General features: G+C 62.3%; 19 protein-coding genes. 1 reads left to right on the top strand and 18 read right to left on the bottom strand.

Going from position 1 to position 16,783, the window contains the following annotated elements; translation table 11 throughout:
- Positions 1–286: 286 nt before the first annotated feature.
- From M3P21_RS10135 to ruvC, 15 genes are all read right to left on the bottom strand, one after another.
- Positions 287–862 carry an MOSC domain-containing protein gene (locus M3P21_RS10135; RefSeq protein WP_249709773.1) on the bottom strand — a complete coding sequence of 192 codons (576 nt, stop codon included), beginning with the start codon at positions 860–862 and terminating at the stop codon, positions 287–289.
- A 76-nt stretch (positions 863–938) separates the two neighbouring features.
- Positions 939–1,628: a hypothetical protein gene (locus M3P21_RS10130; RefSeq protein WP_249709772.1), complete on the bottom strand. Its 690-nt coding sequence runs from the start codon at positions 1,626–1,628 to the stop codon at positions 939–941.
- Between the two features lie 162 nt (positions 1,629–1,790).
- Complete coding sequence (gene ftsH / locus M3P21_RS10125) at positions 1,791–3,707, bottom strand: ATP-dependent zinc metalloprotease FtsH (RefSeq protein ID WP_249709771.1); 1,917 nt, start codon at positions 3,705–3,707, stop codon at positions 1,791–1,793.
- Between the two features lie 78 nt (positions 3,708–3,785).
- Entirely contained in the window at positions 3,786–5,039 is a 1,254-nt protein-coding gene (gene tilS / locus M3P21_RS10120) for a tRNA lysidine(34) synthetase TilS (protein WP_249709770.1), read from the bottom strand.
- Complete coding sequence (gene ybgF / locus M3P21_RS10115) at positions 5,036–5,881, bottom strand: tol-pal system protein YbgF (protein ID WP_249709768.1); 846 nt, start codon at positions 5,879–5,881, stop codon at positions 5,036–5,038. The genes tilS and ybgF overlap by 4 nt, the downstream gene beginning before the upstream one ends.
- Positions 5,882–5,885: 4 nt before the next feature.
- On the bottom strand, positions 5,886–6,401 hold the full coding sequence (pal, locus tag M3P21_RS10110) for a peptidoglycan-associated lipoprotein Pal (protein WP_249709766.1): 516 nt from the start codon (positions 6,399–6,401) through the stop codon (positions 5,886–5,888).
- Positions 6,402–6,474: 73 nt separating this feature from the next.
- Positions 6,475–7,794, bottom strand: coding sequence for a Tol-Pal system beta propeller repeat protein TolB (tolB, locus tag M3P21_RS10105; protein WP_249709765.1), 1,320 nt, complete (start codon positions 7,792–7,794; stop codon positions 6,475–6,477).
- Entirely contained in the window at positions 7,791–8,912 is a 1,122-nt protein-coding gene (tolA, locus tag M3P21_RS10100) for a cell envelope integrity protein TolA (RefSeq protein ID WP_249709764.1), read from the bottom strand. Before tolA ends, tolB begins: the two co-directional genes overlap by 4 nt.
- 9 nt (positions 8,913–8,921) lie before the next feature.
- The gene (gene tolR / locus M3P21_RS10095) at positions 8,922–9,404 is read right to left on the bottom strand and encodes a protein TolR (protein ID WP_249709762.1); all 483 of its coding nucleotides are present in this window, start codon (positions 9,402–9,404) and stop codon (positions 8,922–8,924) included.
- A gap of 3 nt (positions 9,405–9,407) precedes the next feature.
- A complete protein-coding gene (gene tolQ, locus M3P21_RS10090; protein ID WP_249709761.1) occupies positions 9,408–10,103 on the bottom strand; it encodes a protein TolQ in 696 nt (231 codons plus the stop codon).
- Positions 10,104–10,211: 108 nt separating this feature from the next.
- Positions 10,212–10,595, bottom strand: a complete 384-nt coding sequence (ybgC, locus tag M3P21_RS10085) for a tol-pal system-associated acyl-CoA thioesterase (RefSeq protein WP_249709759.1) — start codon at positions 10,593–10,595, stop codon at positions 10,212–10,214.
- Positions 10,595–11,215: a hypothetical protein gene (locus M3P21_RS10080; protein ID WP_249709758.1), complete on the bottom strand. Its 621-nt coding sequence runs from the start codon at positions 11,213–11,215 to the stop codon at positions 10,595–10,597. The genes ybgC and M3P21_RS10080 overlap by 1 nt, the downstream gene beginning before the upstream one ends.
- A gap of 63 nt (positions 11,216–11,278) precedes the next feature.
- Entirely contained in the window at positions 11,279–12,298 is a 1,020-nt protein-coding gene (gene ruvB, locus M3P21_RS10075) for a Holliday junction branch migration DNA helicase RuvB (RefSeq protein ID WP_249709757.1), read from the bottom strand.
- A 3-nt stretch (positions 12,299–12,301) separates the two neighbouring features.
- Entirely contained in the window at positions 12,302–12,976 is a 675-nt protein-coding gene (gene ruvA / locus M3P21_RS10070; RefSeq protein ID WP_249709756.1) for a Holliday junction branch migration protein RuvA, read from the bottom strand.
- The gene (gene ruvC / locus M3P21_RS10065) at positions 12,973–13,470 is read right to left on the bottom strand and encodes a crossover junction endodeoxyribonuclease RuvC (RefSeq protein ID WP_249709754.1); all 498 of its coding nucleotides are present in this window, start codon (positions 13,468–13,470) and stop codon (positions 12,973–12,975) included. Before ruvC ends, ruvA begins: the two co-directional genes overlap by 4 nt.
- Positions 13,471–13,794: 324 nt before the next feature.
- Here ruvC and M3P21_RS10060 point away from each other — a divergent pair, with 324 nt between their 5' ends.
- A complete protein-coding gene (locus tag M3P21_RS10060) occupies positions 13,795–14,013 on the top strand; it encodes a DUF1127 domain-containing protein (RefSeq protein WP_249709753.1) in 219 nt (72 codons plus the stop codon).
- A 95-nt stretch (positions 14,014–14,108) separates the two neighbouring features.
- On the opposite strand, the gene M3P21_RS10055 is transcribed toward M3P21_RS10060, so the two are convergent.
- The 3 genes from M3P21_RS10055 to M3P21_RS10045 all read right to left on the bottom strand — a co-directional run bounded on the left by M3P21_RS10055 (position 14,109) and on the right by M3P21_RS10045 (position 16,733).
- The gene (locus M3P21_RS10055) at positions 14,109–14,453 is read right to left on the bottom strand and encodes a hypothetical protein (RefSeq protein WP_249709752.1); all 345 of its coding nucleotides are present in this window, start codon (positions 14,451–14,453) and stop codon (positions 14,109–14,111) included.
- Positions 14,454–14,557: 104 nt separating this feature from the next.
- Positions 14,558–15,430 (bottom strand): 50S ribosomal protein L11 methyltransferase, encoded by an 873-nt coding sequence (locus M3P21_RS10050; protein WP_249709751.1) that lies wholly within the window; start codon positions 15,428–15,430, stop codon positions 14,558–14,560.
- A gap of 70 nt (positions 15,431–15,500) precedes the next feature.
- Positions 15,501–16,733, bottom strand: a complete 1,233-nt coding sequence (locus M3P21_RS10045; RefSeq protein ID WP_249709750.1) for an MFS transporter — start codon at positions 16,731–16,733, stop codon at positions 15,501–15,503.
- Positions 16,734–16,783: the final 50 nt, after the last annotated feature.

Below are 16,783 nucleotides of genomic sequence, written 5' to 3'. Positions count from 1 at the left end.
ACCGTAAGGCAGCAGATCATCGCTGGAGATACCAAGCTTCGCGCCGATCTCAACAATGGGTTTCTTCGCTGCCTCGCGCGCAATCTCAATATCGGTTTTGTAACTCATCGGAGACGATCCCTGCTTGAATGCAATGCATGCCGACGCATACGCTAACGGCCCTGCGACACTCCTAACGTTACGTCGCTTTGACTAAGATAGAGATTCCGACACTTTCTTGTCGCGAAGCGGCGTTGTGGAAAATGAGCTGTTTCAAATCGGAAACAGGGCGGGTTTTAGCGGGTATTCAGGGTGCCCAGCCCCGCTGATCGGGCTGAAAATGCACCAGCCGATCCCCCAGCGCCAGACCGCCGGGCCGTTCGACCCAGGCAGTGACGCCGCGCCGGTCCTGAGCGGCGGGTTTGAAACCTGCCCCCTGACCCGGTGGCACGGTGTCGATCTCTTTGCCGGGCAGGATGCAGGGGCGATTCTCCATGTCCACGGTCAGCACCATCCCCGATGGGCCCTGCAGTCGCGAGGACGGCGGGATATGGGTGAAATCGGGAATGCCCCGGATCACCACATTGGCCCCCAGTAACGCCGGATCAAGCTGCGCCAGACCCATGCCCTGCGCGATGGCATCGATTTCTTCCTCGGACAGGATCGTGAGTTGGCGGACATTGCGGATCTCGGTGCCCTCGGGGTAGAGGTTGCGCATCCGCGAACAGGACGCCCGGTTGGCGCCGCCATGCCGTTCATCCGACAACCCGGCAAAGCCGAGATTGAGGTGATCGACCGACTGCGCCCGCAAAGACCCTCCCGCCGCGACATGGCCCAGCCAGATCACCTCGCCCGCATAGCCACTTTCCTTTAGAACCGGCATCCCGAATCTCCGCCCTGTTGTACAAACGCGGGTTCAGTTTGATGCCTTGCCCGGGTTTGGCAACAAAAAGCGCGCCTCAGGGGGTTGGGTTGAACTCGTTCCGGCCGCGCGCCCAGAGGCATACCGCAAGAATGGCCAGCAGGACAAAACCCAGTTCCATCCACTCCTCGGCCATACCCAACCCTTTGTCGAGCGTGTGGTTCAGCTCAATGCCCAGCGGCGCCAGTTTCCGGCCCGCGCCATCGATGGTCTTGGATACGATTGCCAGCAACAGAGCCCCACCCGCCGCGAAAGCCCAGATCGATCCCTGACGCAGAGCGCTCAGCCAATCGCCCAGATTTTCCCGCAGCATACGGATCACGACGCTCAGGATCAGCGTGATCACCATTAGCCCGATCAGTTTTTCACCAAGCGGTGCGTCACCCGAATAAAGACGCGCTTTCAGGATACCATCACTGAGATAGGCCTTATCCATGTCCAACTCACGCGCGGCGAAAAGCAGAAACAACATGATAAAATGCCAGCCGCGTCCCAGTGCGATGCCCGGCGCGAACCAGATCAGCGACAGCGCGGCATACCCCCACAACAGAGCCGAGGCCGTTTCGATCGGTCCACCTTCACTGGTCACCGTTTCCAGCCCATGCGAAAGCCCGATGTCGAATGACAGGAATGCAGCGACGATCAAACCGGCGATCCAGAACGGCAGCAAGGTGCCACCACCCCGTACGGGCTGGGATAAACTGCTGTGATCATTCAGTGTTGCCATAATACGGGCGTCCTTACCGGATTGAGTGGGGGTTAGCAAAGTCGTCACAATCTAGGGACGGCCCATAAGCCGCGCAATGGCACGCTGGCAAGAAGTTCACAACGGTAACGAAAATACGACGCAGCGTCAGCCGCGTCGCAAAATCTGCACCGGGTGAAGGGTTCAGGTAGTCGGTTCCGGCTCCATGCCCCCTTCGGGTGGTGTGGATTTGGGTTTGGTTTTCGGGATCGCGGTCACGCTGGGCGCGCTGCCCTGATCCGGCGTGTCGCCCTCGTCATCCTCTGATGTGGGCGGTTCACCCCGCATCACGCGCGCGATCTCTTCACCGGTCAGGGTTTCGTATTCCAGCAGACCCTGCGCCAGACGCTCCCATTCCTCGCTCTTTTCGGTGAGGATTTTGTAGGCGCGCTCATAACCTTCCTGGGTCAGGCGCTTGACCTCTTCTTCGATCAGCTCCTTGGTATGGGCCGAGACCGAGAACCCGGCGGTGTTGCCGCTATAGCCCTCATGCGCTTCGGCGTAATCGATATTGCCGACCTTGTCGGACATGCCCCAGCGCATTACCATTGCGCGCGATAGCTGGCTGGCCTGCTGGATGTCACCGGCCGGACCGTTCGAAACATTGTCCTCGCCATATTTGATGATCTCGGCGGCTTTGCCGGCCATGGTCATCGCCAGTTTCTGCTCACATTCCGACTTGTGCCAGTTCAGACGGTCGATCTCGGGCAGTGACACGACCATGCCCAGCGCGCCGCCACGCGGGATGATCGTCGCCTTGTAGACCGGATCGCACTCCGGCAGCGCCAGGCCGACCACGGCATGTCCGGCCTCGTGATAGGCGGTCTTTTCCTTCTGATCGGCGGTCAGCACCATCGAGCGGCGCTCGGCCCCCATCATCACCTTGTCCTTGGCTTCCTCGAAATCTTCCATGGTGACAAAGCGACGGCCGACGCGGGCGGCCATCAGAGCCGCCTCGTTCACCAGATTGGCCAGATCCGCCCCCGAGAAGCCGGGCGTGCCGCGCGCGATGATGCGCAGATCCACGTCGGGGCCCAGAGGAGTCTTTCGCGCATGCACGTGCAGAATCTTCTCGCGGCCCTTGATGTCGGGGTTGCCGACAGTGACGTTGCGGTCGAACCGGCCCGGACGCAGCAGAGCGGGGTCCAGAACGTCCTTGCGGTTGGTCGCCGCCAGAATGATCACGCCCTCATTGGCCTCGAACCCGTCCATCTCGACCAGCAACTGGTTGAGCGTCTGTTCGCGCTCATCGTTGCCGCCGCCATAACCGGCGCCACGATGACGGCCCACGGCGTCAATCTCGTCGATGAAGACGATGCAAGGAGCGTTTTTCTTGGCCTGTTCGAACATGTCGCGCACACGGCTCGCGCCGACACCCACGAACATCTCAACGAAATCCGAACCCGAAATGGTGAAGAAGGGCACACCCGCCTCGCCTGCGATCGCACGCGCCAGCAGCGTCTTACCGGTGCCCGGAGGGCCAACCAGCAGCGCGCCTTTGGGGATCTTGCCGCCAAGGCGCGAGAATTTCTGCGGGTTGCGCAGGAATTCCACGATCTCTTCCAGTTCTTCCTTGGCCTCGTCGATGCCCGCGACATCGTCAAAGGTGACGCGGCCATGTTTCTCGGTCAGCATCTTGGCCTTGGACTTGCCAAAGCCCATCGCGCCGCCTTTGCCGCCACCCTGCATCCGGTTCATGAAATAGACCCAGACGCCGATCAGCAGCAGGAAGGGCAGAAGCGTGATCAGGAAGGACTGGAAGGTCGATTGCTGCTGTTTTTCGGCACGAACCGGGATGTTCTTGTCGATCAGCAGCTTGGTGACCTCGGCATCGCCCGGCTTGATGGTGACGTAATCTTTGTTCTCGTTGGTGCGGTAGCGAATCTGTTCCCCATCCAGCGTCACCCGCGTCACCTCGCCGTCATCAACGGCGGAAACGAATTCCGAATACGTCCGTTCCTGACTCTGAAGCGTGCCGCCAGAGCCGCTAAACAGGTTAAAAAGCGCAAGAATCAGCAGGAACAGTACGACCCAGAAGGCGATGTTGCGTGCGTTGCCCAAGGAATGTCTCCTAAACTATCGGCCGTAAACCAGGGATCGGCCGGCTAGGCTACTAAAATAGAGATGATTGGGGCAGGTTCAATGCGATAAAAACGCGTTAAACAAAGCTTCTTCATCCAGTATCAGGCTGAGAGCCCAGCCATTGTCGAACCCCGCCAGCGGGGCCGAGACCAGACTATCATCAATCCAGACCGATGGCGAGGCGATCAGCGCCGCATGCGGGCGACCGGTGGCGCGCCAATCGGGGCAGAGCGCCAATCCTGCCTCGCCCAGCGGGCGGATCACTGCATTGGCACTATCGGGACCGAACACGCGCCAGCGTGCGTCCCAGACTTCGCCTGCGGGGCTGACGACGTTCTCAACGGCACTAAGTTCGCGACAGATGCGAATGCTGCCCTTTTGCAGCAATATGCGGCAGCCCGACAGGGTTGCGCCCATTCCAGCGGCAATCGCGCCCATTGCTTCGTCAATGGCGGCGCGGCGTGGCGGATATTCCTCGCCACTCACCCAGCAGACGGCGCCGATCAGCAAACGGCGTCTGATCTCTTCGGGCAACCCCGCGAACACCTCTGCATCGACAAGAACATCGCCCATATCGGTTTCAAGCGCGATCTGAGCGGTGAACTCCGCATAACGCTCCAGCGCCTCGCGGGCCTGCGCCATGTTGCGGGCCACATCGGTCAGCACCGAACCGGTGATACCCAGTGGCGCCAGAACTTCCAGCGCCTGACGCGCCTTGATGCGGTCAAAGCGGGTGTCGTCATTCGAGGGGTCTTCGGCCCAGCTCAGTTCCTGCCGTCGCAGATAGCAGCGCAGATCCTTGCGGCTGACCCCCAGCAACGGCCGCAGCAGCGTGACGCCACCAAGATCACGCATGGCAGGCATACCAGACAGGCCCGAGACACCCGAAGAGCGCGCAAGCCGCATCAGAACGGTTTCCGCTTGATCATCAGCGGTGTGCCCGGTCAGCAGGACCGGAATATCCTGCGCCTGCGCCCAGCCGCTCAGCAGGCGATAGCGCGCCCGGCGGGCCTGATCCTGCAGATTGCCCTGCCGGTCCCAGCCCTGCCAGTTCAGGATGCTGTGTTCGATCCCAAGGGATGCGGCCAGTTCGGCGACCTGCGTGGCTTCGGCAGCCGCCTCGGGGCGCAACCCGTGATCAACGGTTGCCGCCAGAACGGTACAGCCGGTTTCCGCAAGCGCGCGGCTGGCCATATGCAGCAGGGCAACGGAATCACCGCCACCCGACACCGCAATCCCGATCCGATCGGGCAGCGGTTTCGGCAGCCCTGCCAGCAGGGTCGCCAGAAGATCGTCGTTGAAATGTATCAATTACAACCCAAAGCTGTCATTTCACTCTGGGCTGCCGATACCGCATCTGCGCCGGGAAATCGAGTCCCAACCTCGCCAAGTGTCACACAAGCCTGACTATTTTGCCCCAACCGGCCCAGCGCCGCGCCAAGCTGATAGAGCGCCTCGGGCGCCGTGCCCCCTGCGGAGTCATTGGTGAAGCTCGCCAGATAGGCGCGCGCTGCCTCGCGAGTGTCGCCCAGACCATCCAGCGCCCGGCCCCGGTTCAGATGCGCCTGCGCCGCCAAAGGGCTACCGGGATAGCTGGTGTCAAAGGCGGTATAGAGCTCTGCCGCACGGGCGTAATCCTCTGCCTCAAGTGCCTTGGTTGCGGCGTCGAAATCCGCCTGCTCGCCTACCGCCAATTCGGTACCGCCCGCCTCGGGCGTGGCCGGTTCCGGGGCAGGCGCAGCGACCAGCGGCGTGGTCACGTCACCGCCCAGCGTCGGACTGTCCGGCAAGGTGGCGATGTCACATCCGCTTTCCAGCTCGCAGAGCCGGAATTGCAGGTCCCCAATGCGATTGGTGCCGTCCTTGACGATCCCGTCAACTCGCTGGTTCAGCTGTTCGGTCAAGCGCGTGAGACGCTGCAATTCAGCCTCGATCGCATCGACCCGTTCCAGCACGGTCGAGCCAGAGGCCTGCGTCTGCGGCGCGCCGGTGGTGGAAAACTCGCGCTTGAGGCGCTGGATCTCGACATTCAACACCGTCAGTTCCTGACGGATATCCGCCAGGGTCTGCTGATCCTGTGCCAGCGCGCCCGTGCCACTCAGCCCAGAGCCCACCAACATCGTCGCCGCAAAGGCAATTACGCCAAACCGCATCTTGTCATCCCGTCACATTGGCAACCAGAACCGTGACCGCGCGCCGGTTCTTGGCATAGCAGGCTTCCTGGCTGCAGATCTCGATCGGGCGTTCCTTGCCGTAGGTCACCGTGGTGATCCGGTTGCCCGCAACCCCGCGCGAGATCAGGAATTCGCGCGCCGCATTGGCGCGTCGCGCGCCCAGCGCAAGGTTGTATTCCCGCGTGCCCTGTTCATCGGCATGGCCTTCGATCCGGGCGGCATAGTCGGTGTTCTGCAACAGCCAATCGGCCTGCCCCTGCAAGGTCGCCTTGGCGGCATCGGTCAGTGTGGATTCGTTCACCGTGAACAGTACCCGGTCGCCCACGGCCTGCTGGAAATAGGCCGGTGAACGCGGATCGCTGGGGGATCCGGGCACGACGCTGCCATTGGCGCCATCCGCGCCCCCGGCACCACCGCCCGCCGCAAATGGAGAGTTGTTGGTGCAGGCCGCAACGGCCAGCACGAGGCCCAACGCGGCCAGTTTGCTCGATACTTTCATTCCCTCAGCCTCACTTTGTTTTTTGTTGTTCGTCTTTTATCACAGCCGCCCCCGCATGTGAACGCAGAGGGCATCACTTCTGCAATGGCGACCAGGCCGGGTCGCTGGCCCCATCCGGGGTGCGCACCGGCCGCAGATTGCGCCCGGAAATATCGACGGAATACAGCGTCGCACGCCCCTGTGCGCCCTGGGTCTCGCGGGTGAACATAATGACACGACCGTTCGGTGCCCAGGTCGGCCCTTCGTCCAGGAACGAGGCGGTCAGCAGGCGTTCGGCGCTGCCATCGGTGCGCATGACGCCGATATGAAACCGGCCCTGGCTTTGCTTGGTGAAGGCGATCAGATCACCGCGCGGCGACCAGACCGGCGTGCCATAGCGTCCTTTGCCCGAACTGATCTTGCGCGGCTCGCCACCGGTGACGGGCATTATATAAAGCTGCGGCGTGCCCGAGCGGTCGCTTTCAAAAACGATCTGGCTGCCATCGGGCGAGAAGCTGGGCGCGGTTTCAATCGAGGGCGCGTTGGTCAGCTGGCGACTCTGCTCGCTGTTGATATCCATCAGATAGAGGTCGGTATTGCCGCCGCGCGCCAGCGAATAGACCACGCTGCGCCCGTCCGGTGAAAAGCGCGGCGCAAAGCTCATGGTGCCTTCCTGCGTGGGCAGCACATTGCGCTGAACCGCACCCACATCCAGTACATAGATGCGCGGCACGCCGCTCTCATAGCTGGTATAGAGCACCCGGTCGCCCGCGGGTGAGAAGCGCGGTGCCAGCACGATCGAGGCGCTGTCGGTCAGATACTGCACATTGGCCCCGTCATAATCCATGATCGCCAGCCGCTTGCGGCGCTCGTCCTTGGGGCCGCTTTCGGACACGAACACCACACGGCTGTCGAAATAGCCGCCCTCGCCGGTGATCCGGCTATAGACCTGATCGGCCACCTTATGCGCCATCCGTCGCCAGCCATCGGTGGTGCCGGTGAATTGCAGACCGGTGCCCAGTTCGGTGTCCGAGAACACATCCCAGATTCGGAAGCGGACAGTGAGCGTGTTGCCTGAAACGCTGACTCCACCCGTCACCAGCGCCTGCGCATTGATGGCCTTCCAGTCGGCAAATTGCACCGGCGCATCAAAGCTGGACACCTGGCTGATATAGGCATTTGCCGGGATCTCGCGGAACAGTCCGGTTCCGGTCAGGTCGGCGGCCACAACGCGCGACAGCTGGGTGGCGTATTGCGCAGCAGCTGGGGTGTCGGGCACGAAATCCGGGGCAGCAAAGGGCAGCAGCTCGATCACGCCCTCGGTGATCTCTATCCGCAGCGGTGTGTTCTGTGCCACCGCCGGGGCGGCCATAAGGGCGACCCCCAGGAATATGCTGGTCAGAATTTTCATCATTTGATCCGCATCCTCTCGGGATTGAATGTCATCTCAATATCACGCCACTGGCTGAATTTCTCGACCGGCAGGTTGAAGCCCCGTGCCCCGCAGCGAATGATGGCCCGGCGTGCCGCCTCGAATGCCTGTCTGGCTGCGGCTTGCGATCCGCCGGAACTGTCCAGCATCCGGATCGAGCCATTGTTGGGTGTCCCGTCCTGGTTCATCGTCACACCAACTGTCACGGTGGTGCCAAGCGCATCGGTCGAGAGCGAGCCCACGTTCCAGCAGTTGGACACCGCAACGCGCAAAGCCTCTTTCTCGCCGCTGGTCAGCGGCGGGCCGGTGGGCGCGGGGGCGGCAGGTTCTGGCGCAGTCTCTTCGCCCCCGCCCATCGCCTCGGTCAGCGCATCATTTACGGCTGCCTCGCGGTTTGGGTCTTCCTGGGGCTCAGGCTCCGCCGGTTCCGCAACTTCAACTGGCTTGCGTAGGTTCTCGGGCCGGGCGGGCGGGCGCGGCGAGCGTTGCGGCGCGATATCGGCGGATTCCTCGGCCTCGGTCACGATCCGGTCGGTCGCTTCCTCCTGCGCGGTGGCTTCCTGTTCCTCGCGCGGCTCATCGGCACCTTCTTCGGCAACAACGGGCGGCGTGTCCACCTCATCCGGCGCTGCATCCGGCGGCGGGGGGGCGACCGGCTGCGGCGCGACCCGGTCAACGGGGCGCGAGGGCGCGACTTCACCCGGCGGGGCGGGCAGGACAGCAATCTCGGGTTCCGGCGCGTCCAGTGTGGGCGCTTCCTCGATCACTTCGGGTTCGGGTGTCTCGACAACCGCTTCGGGTGTTGCTTCGGGCTCGGGTTCGGGAACCACTTCAGGCGGCGTCTGCTCTGGCTCGGGCGTTTCCGGCTCGGGCAGTGCTGCGACCTCTTCCTCCGCTTCGGGTGTCTGGGGCGCTTCGGTTTCAGTGATAATCTCAGGCGCCTCGTTGGGGGCGGTCATGGCGGCAAATTGTTCGCCGCTTATGATCGCAACCTCCTGCACCTCAAACGGCAGGGGTTCCGAGCGGAAGGCACCGCCAAAGAGCGCCACGCCGATAAGCGCGACATGTGCCACTGCCGAGATCCTGGTGCCGGTCTGCAAACCGCTGCCTCACTCTCCGCTCTCGTCCAATGTCGGCCCGCCGGTATCGGTCACAAGCCCCACATTCGAAAACCCCCCGGCATTCAGCGCGCCCATCACCTGCATCACCTGCTCATAGGCAATGGACCCGTCGGCGCGCAGGAACACCTGATCGCTGCTGCGTTCCGCCGCGATGGCGCGCAGGCGCGAGATCAACTCGGCGCGCGGCACATCCGTTGTCTGGATCTGTACCGCGCCCTCGGCGGTGATGGTGACGGTCAGCGGCTCTTCGCTGTCAGAAGGCAACGCGCTGGCGGCCGTCTTGGGCAGTTCCACCGGCACGCCAACGGTCAGCAAAGGCGCGGCCACCATGAAGATGATCAGCAGCACCAGCATCACGTCGACAAAGGGCGTGACGTTGATCTCGGACATCGGCTGCGCCCGTCCGCCGCGACGGCGACCACGACGGCGGCCAGTGCCGCCCCCGCTGCTTTGCTGGACCGACGCGCCCATGGCTCAGCTGTCCAACTGGCGCGACAGGATGGTGGCGAACTCATCGGCAAAGGCCTCATAGCCGCCAACGATCCGGTCACTATCCGCGCTCAGCTTGTTGTAGAAGATCACCGCCGGGATCGCCGCGAGCAGGCCCAGACCGGTGGCCAGCAGCGCCTCGGCAATGCCCGGCGCCACAACGGCGAGGTTGGTGTTCTGCTGTTCGGCAATCTCGATGAATGCGTTCATGATGCCCCAGACCGTGCCGAACAACCCGATGAACGGCGCGGTGGAGCCGACCGTCGCCAGGATCGACAGGCCTTTTTGCAGCCCCTCGGCCTCTTTTGCGATGGCCACATCCATCGACCGGTCGATCCGCGCCTGTGCACCCGCGATCATGCCGCCATCGTTGCGATGCGAACGCCGCCATTCGATCATGCCCGAGGCAAATATCTTTTCCGAACTGCCATCCGGCTGCGGCCCGATCTTTTCGAACAACGCGTCCAGCGGTTCGCCCGACCAGAAGGCCCGGTCGAACGTGCCCGCCTCGCGGCGCGCGGTGCGGTAGGTGATGAGTTTCTGAAAGATGATCGACCACGACCAGAACGAGGCCACGATCAGCATCAGCATGACCAGCTTGACGGTAAAGGTGGCACGGGCAAACAGCCCCCACAGCGAGAAATCAATCTCCTGCGCCAGAACCAGCGTTTCTGTTTCCATGGACCTGCTCTTTTTGCCTGCTTGCCGGTTCTCCCGACCTTTGTTGCGTCGAACGCTATCGCAGATCGGGGCTGATTGCCAACATAACCAGCCCAGCGCGCAGGATTGTTACAGCAATGCGCGAATCTCTGCCGGGAGGCGGACGGGTTTACCGTCGCCGTTCATGCAGACCGCCGTGACCGTCGCGCGGAAAATCTCGGTCTCGCCGCGTTTGACCAATTGCGCCATGGTCAGCCGCACCCCCGAGAGATCGCTCATCTCGGTTTCAACGATCAACTCGTCATCAAAGCGGGCGGCGGCCAGATACTCGGCCTCGATCTTGCGCACAACCCAGACGATTCCCGCCTCGCGCATGGCGTTCTGGTCATTGCCCAGATTGCGCACCCAGTCCGAGCGCGCGCGCTCGATATAGCGCAGGTAGTTGGCGTGATAGACGATCCCGCCCATGTCTGTGTCTTCGTAATAGACGCGGATCGGGAAGCTATGGGTCATTACTGCGGCTCCATCCGGGCAAACAGCCTGAGCGCATGGGCGGCGTCCTGCGCCGACCCCGGCAGGATCGGATCGTAGGCGGCACGGATCAGGCTGGCGATTTCAGGCCGCAGGATGGTGGTATCTGCAGCAACGGCCAGCGGCGATTGCCTGCGAAAGGCGGTGTCAGACCAGAGCAGCACCGTCTGCACCACCTGGCTGAGCGCCAGCGTCTCGGCGGGCACCTTCGACAATTCCCTGTCCATCCGCAGAAAAACGAACGCCGCCTGGATCGCCCCATCGTCTTCGAACCGGAAAATCCGATACTGGTTGGCATCCGCGCTTTGCAGCCGCTCTACCAGCGAGGCCAGATCGGGCACCAGGCGCTCCAGATCAGGCACCTCCAGCAATTCCGCCCAATCGCGGAAGAAAAACACCATGCAATTGGCGCCCAGCTCCGGATCGGTTTCGGCCATCTTGTAGCCCGCCAATGTCACTACCGCCTCGAACGCGCCCTTGACCACCGAAAGCGTCTGGTCCTCGACCCCAAAGACAATCGGCACGATGGGTCTGCCCCAGCGGGCAAAGCTGAACTCACCGCTGCTGCGGGTAAAAAGCGCTTCGATCTCGTCAGGTGTCACGCCCGGCCCCTTCTGAATGCGGAACAGTTGCCGACGGTGGCATAGAATGTCCCGGGCCAGGCTTCAACCAAAGAGATCGCTTTGCCGCTTGGGGATGGGCAGGCCCAGATGCGTCCAGGCCTTTTGCGCCAGCATCCGACCGCGCGGGGTGCGCTGGATCAGGCCTTGCTGCAGCAGGTAGGGCTCGATCACCTCTTCCAGCGAATCCCGGCTTTCGCTGAGCGCCGCCGAGAGCGTCTCGATACCCACCGGGCCACCGGCATAGTTTTCAGCGATCAGCTTCAGATAGCGCCGATCAGCGCCGTCGAGGCCCAGATTATCCACGCCCAGCCGGGTCAGCGAGCTGTCGGCCAATTCACGGGTGATATGCCCGTCGCCCTCGACCACCGCAAAATCCACCACCCGGCGCAGCAGACGCCCCGCGATCCGGGGCGTGCCGCGCGAACGCCGCGCGATCTCGCGCGCGCCTGCGTCATCAGCCGGGGCACCCAGCTTGCGGGCGTTCCTTGTGACGATTTCATGCAGCTCATCTACGGTGTAGAATTGCAGCCGTGTGGGGATGCCGAAGCGGTCGCGCAGCGGTGTGGTCAAAAGGCCCATGCGGGTGGTAGCACCCACCAGCGTGAAGGGCTGCAACTCGATCCGCACGGTGCGCGCGGCGGGGCCTTCGCCGATCACAAGATCAAGCTCGAAATCCTCCATCGCCGGGTAGAGTACCTCTTCCACCGCCGGGTTGAGGCGGTGGATCTCGTCGATGAAAAGCACATCGCGCGCTTCCAGATTGGTCAGGATCGCCGCCAGATCACCGGCCTTGGCCAGAACCGGCCCAGAGGTCATGCGGAAACTGACGCCCAGCTCGCGGGCCATGATCTGCGCCAGCGTGGTCTTGCCCAGACCGGGAGGGCCGTGAAACAGCGTGTGATCCATCGCCTCGCCCCTCTGGCGGGCGGATTGGATGAAGACCCGCAGATTGGCGCGCGCTTCGGCCTGACCGATGAACTCGCTCAGACCCTGCGGGCGCAGGGCGCGGTCATTGTCTTCGGGCAAGGGCTCGGGGCGGAGGTTGGGGTCGGCATCGATCATCGCTTAGCCTTTCGGTGCCAGCAGTTGCAGCGCCGCGCGGATCAGATCCGAGGTTTCGGCCTCGGGGTTGGCTCCTGCCGCCTCGGCGACGGCGGCTGCCGCATCGCCCGGCCCGTAGCCCAGATTACCCAGCGCCGAAAGCGCATCCGCCTGTGCAGTGGCATTGCGTTTGGGGGGCTTGGCCGCCTTGGGCTTTGCCGCGGGGACCGACGGCTCTATGACCTCCAGCGTCGGGCCATCCATCGCCTCGGCAATGGTGCCGCCCATCGCCATCACACCGGGCACCTTGTCCTTGAGGTCCAGCACCACACGCTGCGCCGTTTTAGGCCCGACGCCTTTGGCGGCCTTTACCGAGGCCCAGTCCCCCAGCGCAACCGCACGGGAAACCCCATCGGGACCCAGCGTGCCCAGAACGGCGAGCGACACCTTGGCCCCCACCCCCTGCACCGAACAGAGCAGCCGGTGCCACTCCTTCTCGACAAGCGAGGGGAAGCCATAAAGCTGCATCAGATCCTCGCGCACCACCATGTCGGTATAGAGCGACACGGCCTCGCCCACACCGGGCAGCGCCGCCAATGTGCGCTCAGAGCAATAGACGATATAGCCCACCCCGCGCACGTCGATCAGGATGTGGTCGGGCGCGCGGTAATCCAGCCGCCCGGTCAGCTTGCCGATCATGTCCCTACCTCACGCAGTTGCAGTGCGGGCCTGCCGCCGTAATGGGCATGACACATGGCGATGGCCAGCGCGTCCGCCGCATCCGTCCCGGCGGGTTCACAGCCCGGCAATTGCAGTTTGACCATATATAGGACCTGCTCTTTCTCGGCATGTCCTGCACCCACCACTGTTTTCTTGACCCGGTTTGGCGCGTATTCTCCGATCGACAGTCCGGCCTGTGCCAGCGACAACAGCGCGACGCCGCGGGCCTGCCCCAGTTTCAGCGTACCGGCACCATCCTTGTTCACGAAAGTCTGCTCGATGGCTGCATGATCCGGCGTGTAGCGCGCGATCACATCGACCAATTGCTCATGCAGCGACAACAGCCGCGCGCCCAGATCATCACCCGAGGATTTGCACAAGCCGTTTGCGATATGGCTTAACCGGCTGCCATGCGATTCGATGACGCCCCAGCCCATGGTTCTCAACCCCGGATCAATGCCCAGTATGCGCATGTTTTGTCCCGGCCCGCCCTGCTCTTATGACTTTTTTGACGCAGTAGCACGAAACGCGAACATTTTCCAAGCGAATTGCTGTGGCAGCCAAAAACGACAGCACCTGTTCCAGCCACGACACAAGGCGCGAAAACGACGCGCAACACCGCAGAAAGCGACATATTCATGAAGCAGAATTCACCAATGTTTCATCTGTTTTTCAATGCGTTACCGGTATGCAGAAATTGCATATGACACATGCAAAAAATGTCTCTTGCGGTGCAAAAAGGGGCACCCTAGATGCGCCTTGTAACGACACTGCAACACGCACAAAAGGATCAGGATATGGCTGCACTGGACACCACCCGCACCACCTTTGGCTCTTACGGCCTTGTTGGCCGTATCGGCGCAACATTCAACGCTTGGGTCAGCGCGATCGTCGAATGGAACGACGCCCGCGTCACCCGCAACGCTCTGGCGACTCTGACAGACCGCGAACTGGACGATATCGGCATGTGCCGCGGCGACATCGACGACGTCGCACAGAGCGGGCGCGCCTTCTGAGCGCATTGTATCCCTTCTCCCCGGTTGGGATGAACACGACAAACGCCGCGTGATGCAGATCACGCGGCGTTTTTTTTACCGAATACATTAGAAAATCAGCGCAGAACCGGTCCGATCTGATCCGAGATCACCTGGCTGAGCGGGTCGATCTGCATGACCCATGCCCCGGCCTTTTCGACAGCGGTTCCGTTCCTCAGGCGATCAAGGCGGTCATCATAGGTCGCCGCCCCGAGATTTGCGAGAATGAACCCCTTGAACAGAAAAAATGCCCCGATAAACAGAAACAGGCTGCGCGGTGAAATCGCAAACCGCATACGCCGAGGTTTCACAACAACCAGACCATCCGAACGCATGCGCGCAGTATATCCGCGCGCCATCGCCTGATGTTTCTTGTTCAGACGCGCGACGCGTCTATCAAACTCCATGTGGCAATCGACCATCGAAGCCTCCATCACTCTTCCCCCACCAAAGTGATGATCAGGCTACGGCTCAAATATGACAAAACAAGGGCACTTCGTTCAAATGCCTTTATAACCGGGTTAAATCATGGCTTTTTCTGGACAAGAAGCGTCGTCCATTCACCAATCTCATCGCTGCGCACCAGATTGGTTCCGTTCTGGGAATAAACGCGGACCACGTCAGAGGCCTGCTCGTTGAGAATTCCAGAGAGAATCGCATAGCCACCGGGGCGCAGATGGGTTGAAATCTCTGGTGCAAGCGCGATCAGCGGGCCCTTCAGGATATTGGCGAAAATCAGGTCATAAGGCGCGTTCGAGGTCAGTTCAGCATGATCGAACCCTGCGGCCTCGACGCAGCGGACAGTGCCCTGCATGCCGTTGGCTTGCAGGTTGGCTTCGGCCACATCGACTGCGACCTGGTCGATGTCGCTGGCCAGCATCGTGCCGTCCCAGACCCGCGCCGCAGCCATCGCCAGCACGGCGGTGCCGCAGCCGATATCGGCCACCTTGCCGGCCTCGAACCCCTCACCGATCAGCCCGTCAAGCGCCCGCAGGCAGCCCAGCGTGGTGCCGTGATGGCCGGTGCCGAAGGCCATCGCTGCCTCGATCAAGAGCGGGATCGCCCCCTCGGGCACCTTGTCGGCATCATGGCTGCCGTAGACAAAGAAACGGCCCGCCTCGACCGGCGCCAACTCGCGGCGCACATGGGCCACCCAATCGGTTTCCGGCAGTTCCGAGACAACAAAGGGCTTGGCCCCAAACGCCGTCGCCAGCAGGGCCAGCCCGGCCTGATCCGGTGTCTCGATGAAATAGCCGCCGACCTCCCAAACACCCGATCCGTCCTCGACCTCGAAAACGCCAACACCGGTTGGTTCGGGCTGCAGACGTTCCAGCGCCTCGCCCAGCGCATCGGCTGCCGGTTTCCCTTCCAGGGTGGTCAGGGCGGTGAATGTGGGCATGAGGCTCTCCTGATCTGCGCCCCAGCGCCTAGGCCCGTGCGCGGGCGAGGTCAAGCGGTCTGGGCGGCTCTTATTCGGCGGCGGCGGGTAGCGGGCGCGAGAACACGGTCTCGTTGCCGGGTTCCGGGTGGCGCGGGATCAGCAACGACAGCGTCAGCGACACCATCGCCATCATCGCCGCCAGCACAAAGACCGCGCTCGGCGACACCACCCAGAGCAAACCCAGCAGCGCCGGCAGGAACACCGCCGCGATATGGTTGATGGTGAAGGCGACAGCGGCGGTGGGCGCGATATCGGCGGGATCGGCGATCTTCTGGAAATAGGTCTTGAGCGCGAAGGCCAGCGCAAACAGGATGTGGTCGATCACATAGAGCGTGGCCGCCAGCACCACGCCCCAGCTGAACCAGTAAATCCCGCCATAGGCGGCGAACACGATGGCCAGCCCACCATATTCGAAGATCAGCGTGCGGCGCTCTCCGAACCTTGCGACGGCACGGCCCAGCATGGGCGCGACGCTCATGTTGATCAGCAAGTTGATCAGGTAGAGACCGGTCAGTTCATGGACATCGAAGCCAAACCGCTCGACCATCATGAAGCCCGCGAACACGATAAAGATCTGCCGCCGCGCACCGGCCATGAACTGCAAGGCATAATACAGCCAATAGCGGCGGCGCAGCACGATCCTTTTGGTCTGTGGCGTGGGGGCGTCAAATTGCGGGAAGGCGAACAGTGCGAAGAGGGCCAGCGCCACGGTGACCCCACCGGTCAGCATGAAGACCAGATCATAGGACAGGTCGAACCGTTCCCAGGTCAGCACGATCAACCCGTAAACCACCAGCGTCGAGGCGGACCCGGCGGCCACCAACCAGCCCAGCACCTGCGGCGCGCGATCCTTTGGCAGCCATTGCAGTTGCAGCGACTGGTTGACGGTTTCGTAATAGTGAAAGCCGATCGAGCTGAAGAAGGTCACAAACAGCAACCCGCCCAGCGACGGGAACCAGGCGGTAACTGCGGTGGCAACACCCAGCATGACCAGAGAAATCATCGCCAAGACCTGCTCGCGGACAAAGATGATGATTGCGATCACGCCGACGGCCAGAAACCCCGGAATTTCGCGCACGGTGTGCAACAGGCCGATATCGGCCCCATCGAAATTGGCCACCTCGATGACGAAGTTGTTCAGCAGCGCGCTCCAGCCGTTGAACGCGATCGGCATGGTCAGCGCCATCAGGAACAGCAGCGTGACGGGCCGCCGCCAGAACGGCAGATCGTGCGCTTGGTCAATGGGCAAGGGTCTGAACATTAAGTTTGCTTACGCCCAATCAGAAGGTTTGACGAGGGCAAAGGCGCGCA

This window comes from Ruegeria spongiae (assembly GCF_023502395.1).
In the GTDB taxonomy this organism is placed as follows: domain Bacteria; phylum Pseudomonadota; class Alphaproteobacteria; order Rhodobacterales; family Rhodobacteraceae; genus Ruegeria_C; species Ruegeria_C spongiae.
This window is presented reverse-complemented; position numbering and strand designations above follow the sequence as displayed.

Bases quoted from the DNA above. Each gene is read 5' to 3' on its own strand.
- M3P21_RS10135 (WP_249709773.1), bottom strand. From the start codon at position 862: ATGCCGGTTCTAAAGGAAAGTGGCTATGCGGGCGAGGTGATCTGGCTG.
- tolQ (WP_249709761.1), bottom strand. From the start codon at position 10,103: ATGGAAACAGAAACGCTGGTTCTGGCGCAGGAGATTGATTTCTCGCTG.
- M3P21_RS10045 (WP_249709750.1), bottom strand. From the start codon at position 16,733: ATGTTCAGACCCTTGCCCATTGACCAAGCGCACGATCTGCCGTTCTGG.
- pal (WP_249709766.1), bottom strand. From the start codon at position 6,401: ATGAAAGTATCGAGCAAACTGGCCGCGTTGGGCCTCGTGCTGGCCGTT.
- M3P21_RS10050 (WP_249709751.1), bottom strand. From the start codon at position 15,430: ATGCCCACATTCACCGCCCTGACCACCCTGGAAGGGAAACCGGCAGCC.
- ybgF (WP_249709768.1), bottom strand. From the start codon at position 5,881: ATGCGGTTTGGCGTAATTGCCTTTGCGGCGACGATGTTGGTGGGCTCT.
- M3P21_RS10055 (WP_249709752.1), bottom strand. From the start codon at position 14,453: ATGGTCGATTGCCACATGGAGTTTGATAGACGCGTCGCGCGTCTGAAC.
- M3P21_RS10130 (WP_249709772.1), bottom strand. From the start codon at position 1,628: ATGGCAACACTGAATGATCACAGCAGTTTATCCCAGCCCGTACGGGGT.
- M3P21_RS10060 (WP_249709753.1), top strand. From the start codon at position 13,795: ATGGCTGCACTGGACACCACCCGCACCACCTTTGGCTCTTACGGCCTT.
- ruvA (WP_249709756.1), bottom strand. From the start codon at position 12,976: ATGATCGGCAAGCTGACCGGGCGGCTGGATTACCGCGCGCCCGACCAC.
- tolB (WP_249709765.1), bottom strand. From the start codon at position 7,794: ATGATGAAAATTCTGACCAGCATATTCCTGGGGGTCGCCCTTATGGCC.
- ruvB (WP_249709757.1), bottom strand. From the start codon at position 12,298: ATGATCGATGCCGACCCCAACCTCCGCCCCGAGCCCTTGCCCGAAGAC.
- tolR (WP_249709762.1), bottom strand. From the start codon at position 9,404: ATGGGCGCGTCGGTCCAGCAAAGCAGCGGGGGCGGCACTGGCCGCCGT.
- ruvC (WP_249709754.1), bottom strand. From the start codon at position 13,470: ATGCGCATACTGGGCATTGATCCGGGGTTGAGAACCATGGGCTGGGGC.
- ybgC (WP_249709759.1), bottom strand. From the start codon at position 10,595: ATGACCCATAGCTTCCCGATCCGCGTCTATTACGAAGACACAGACATG.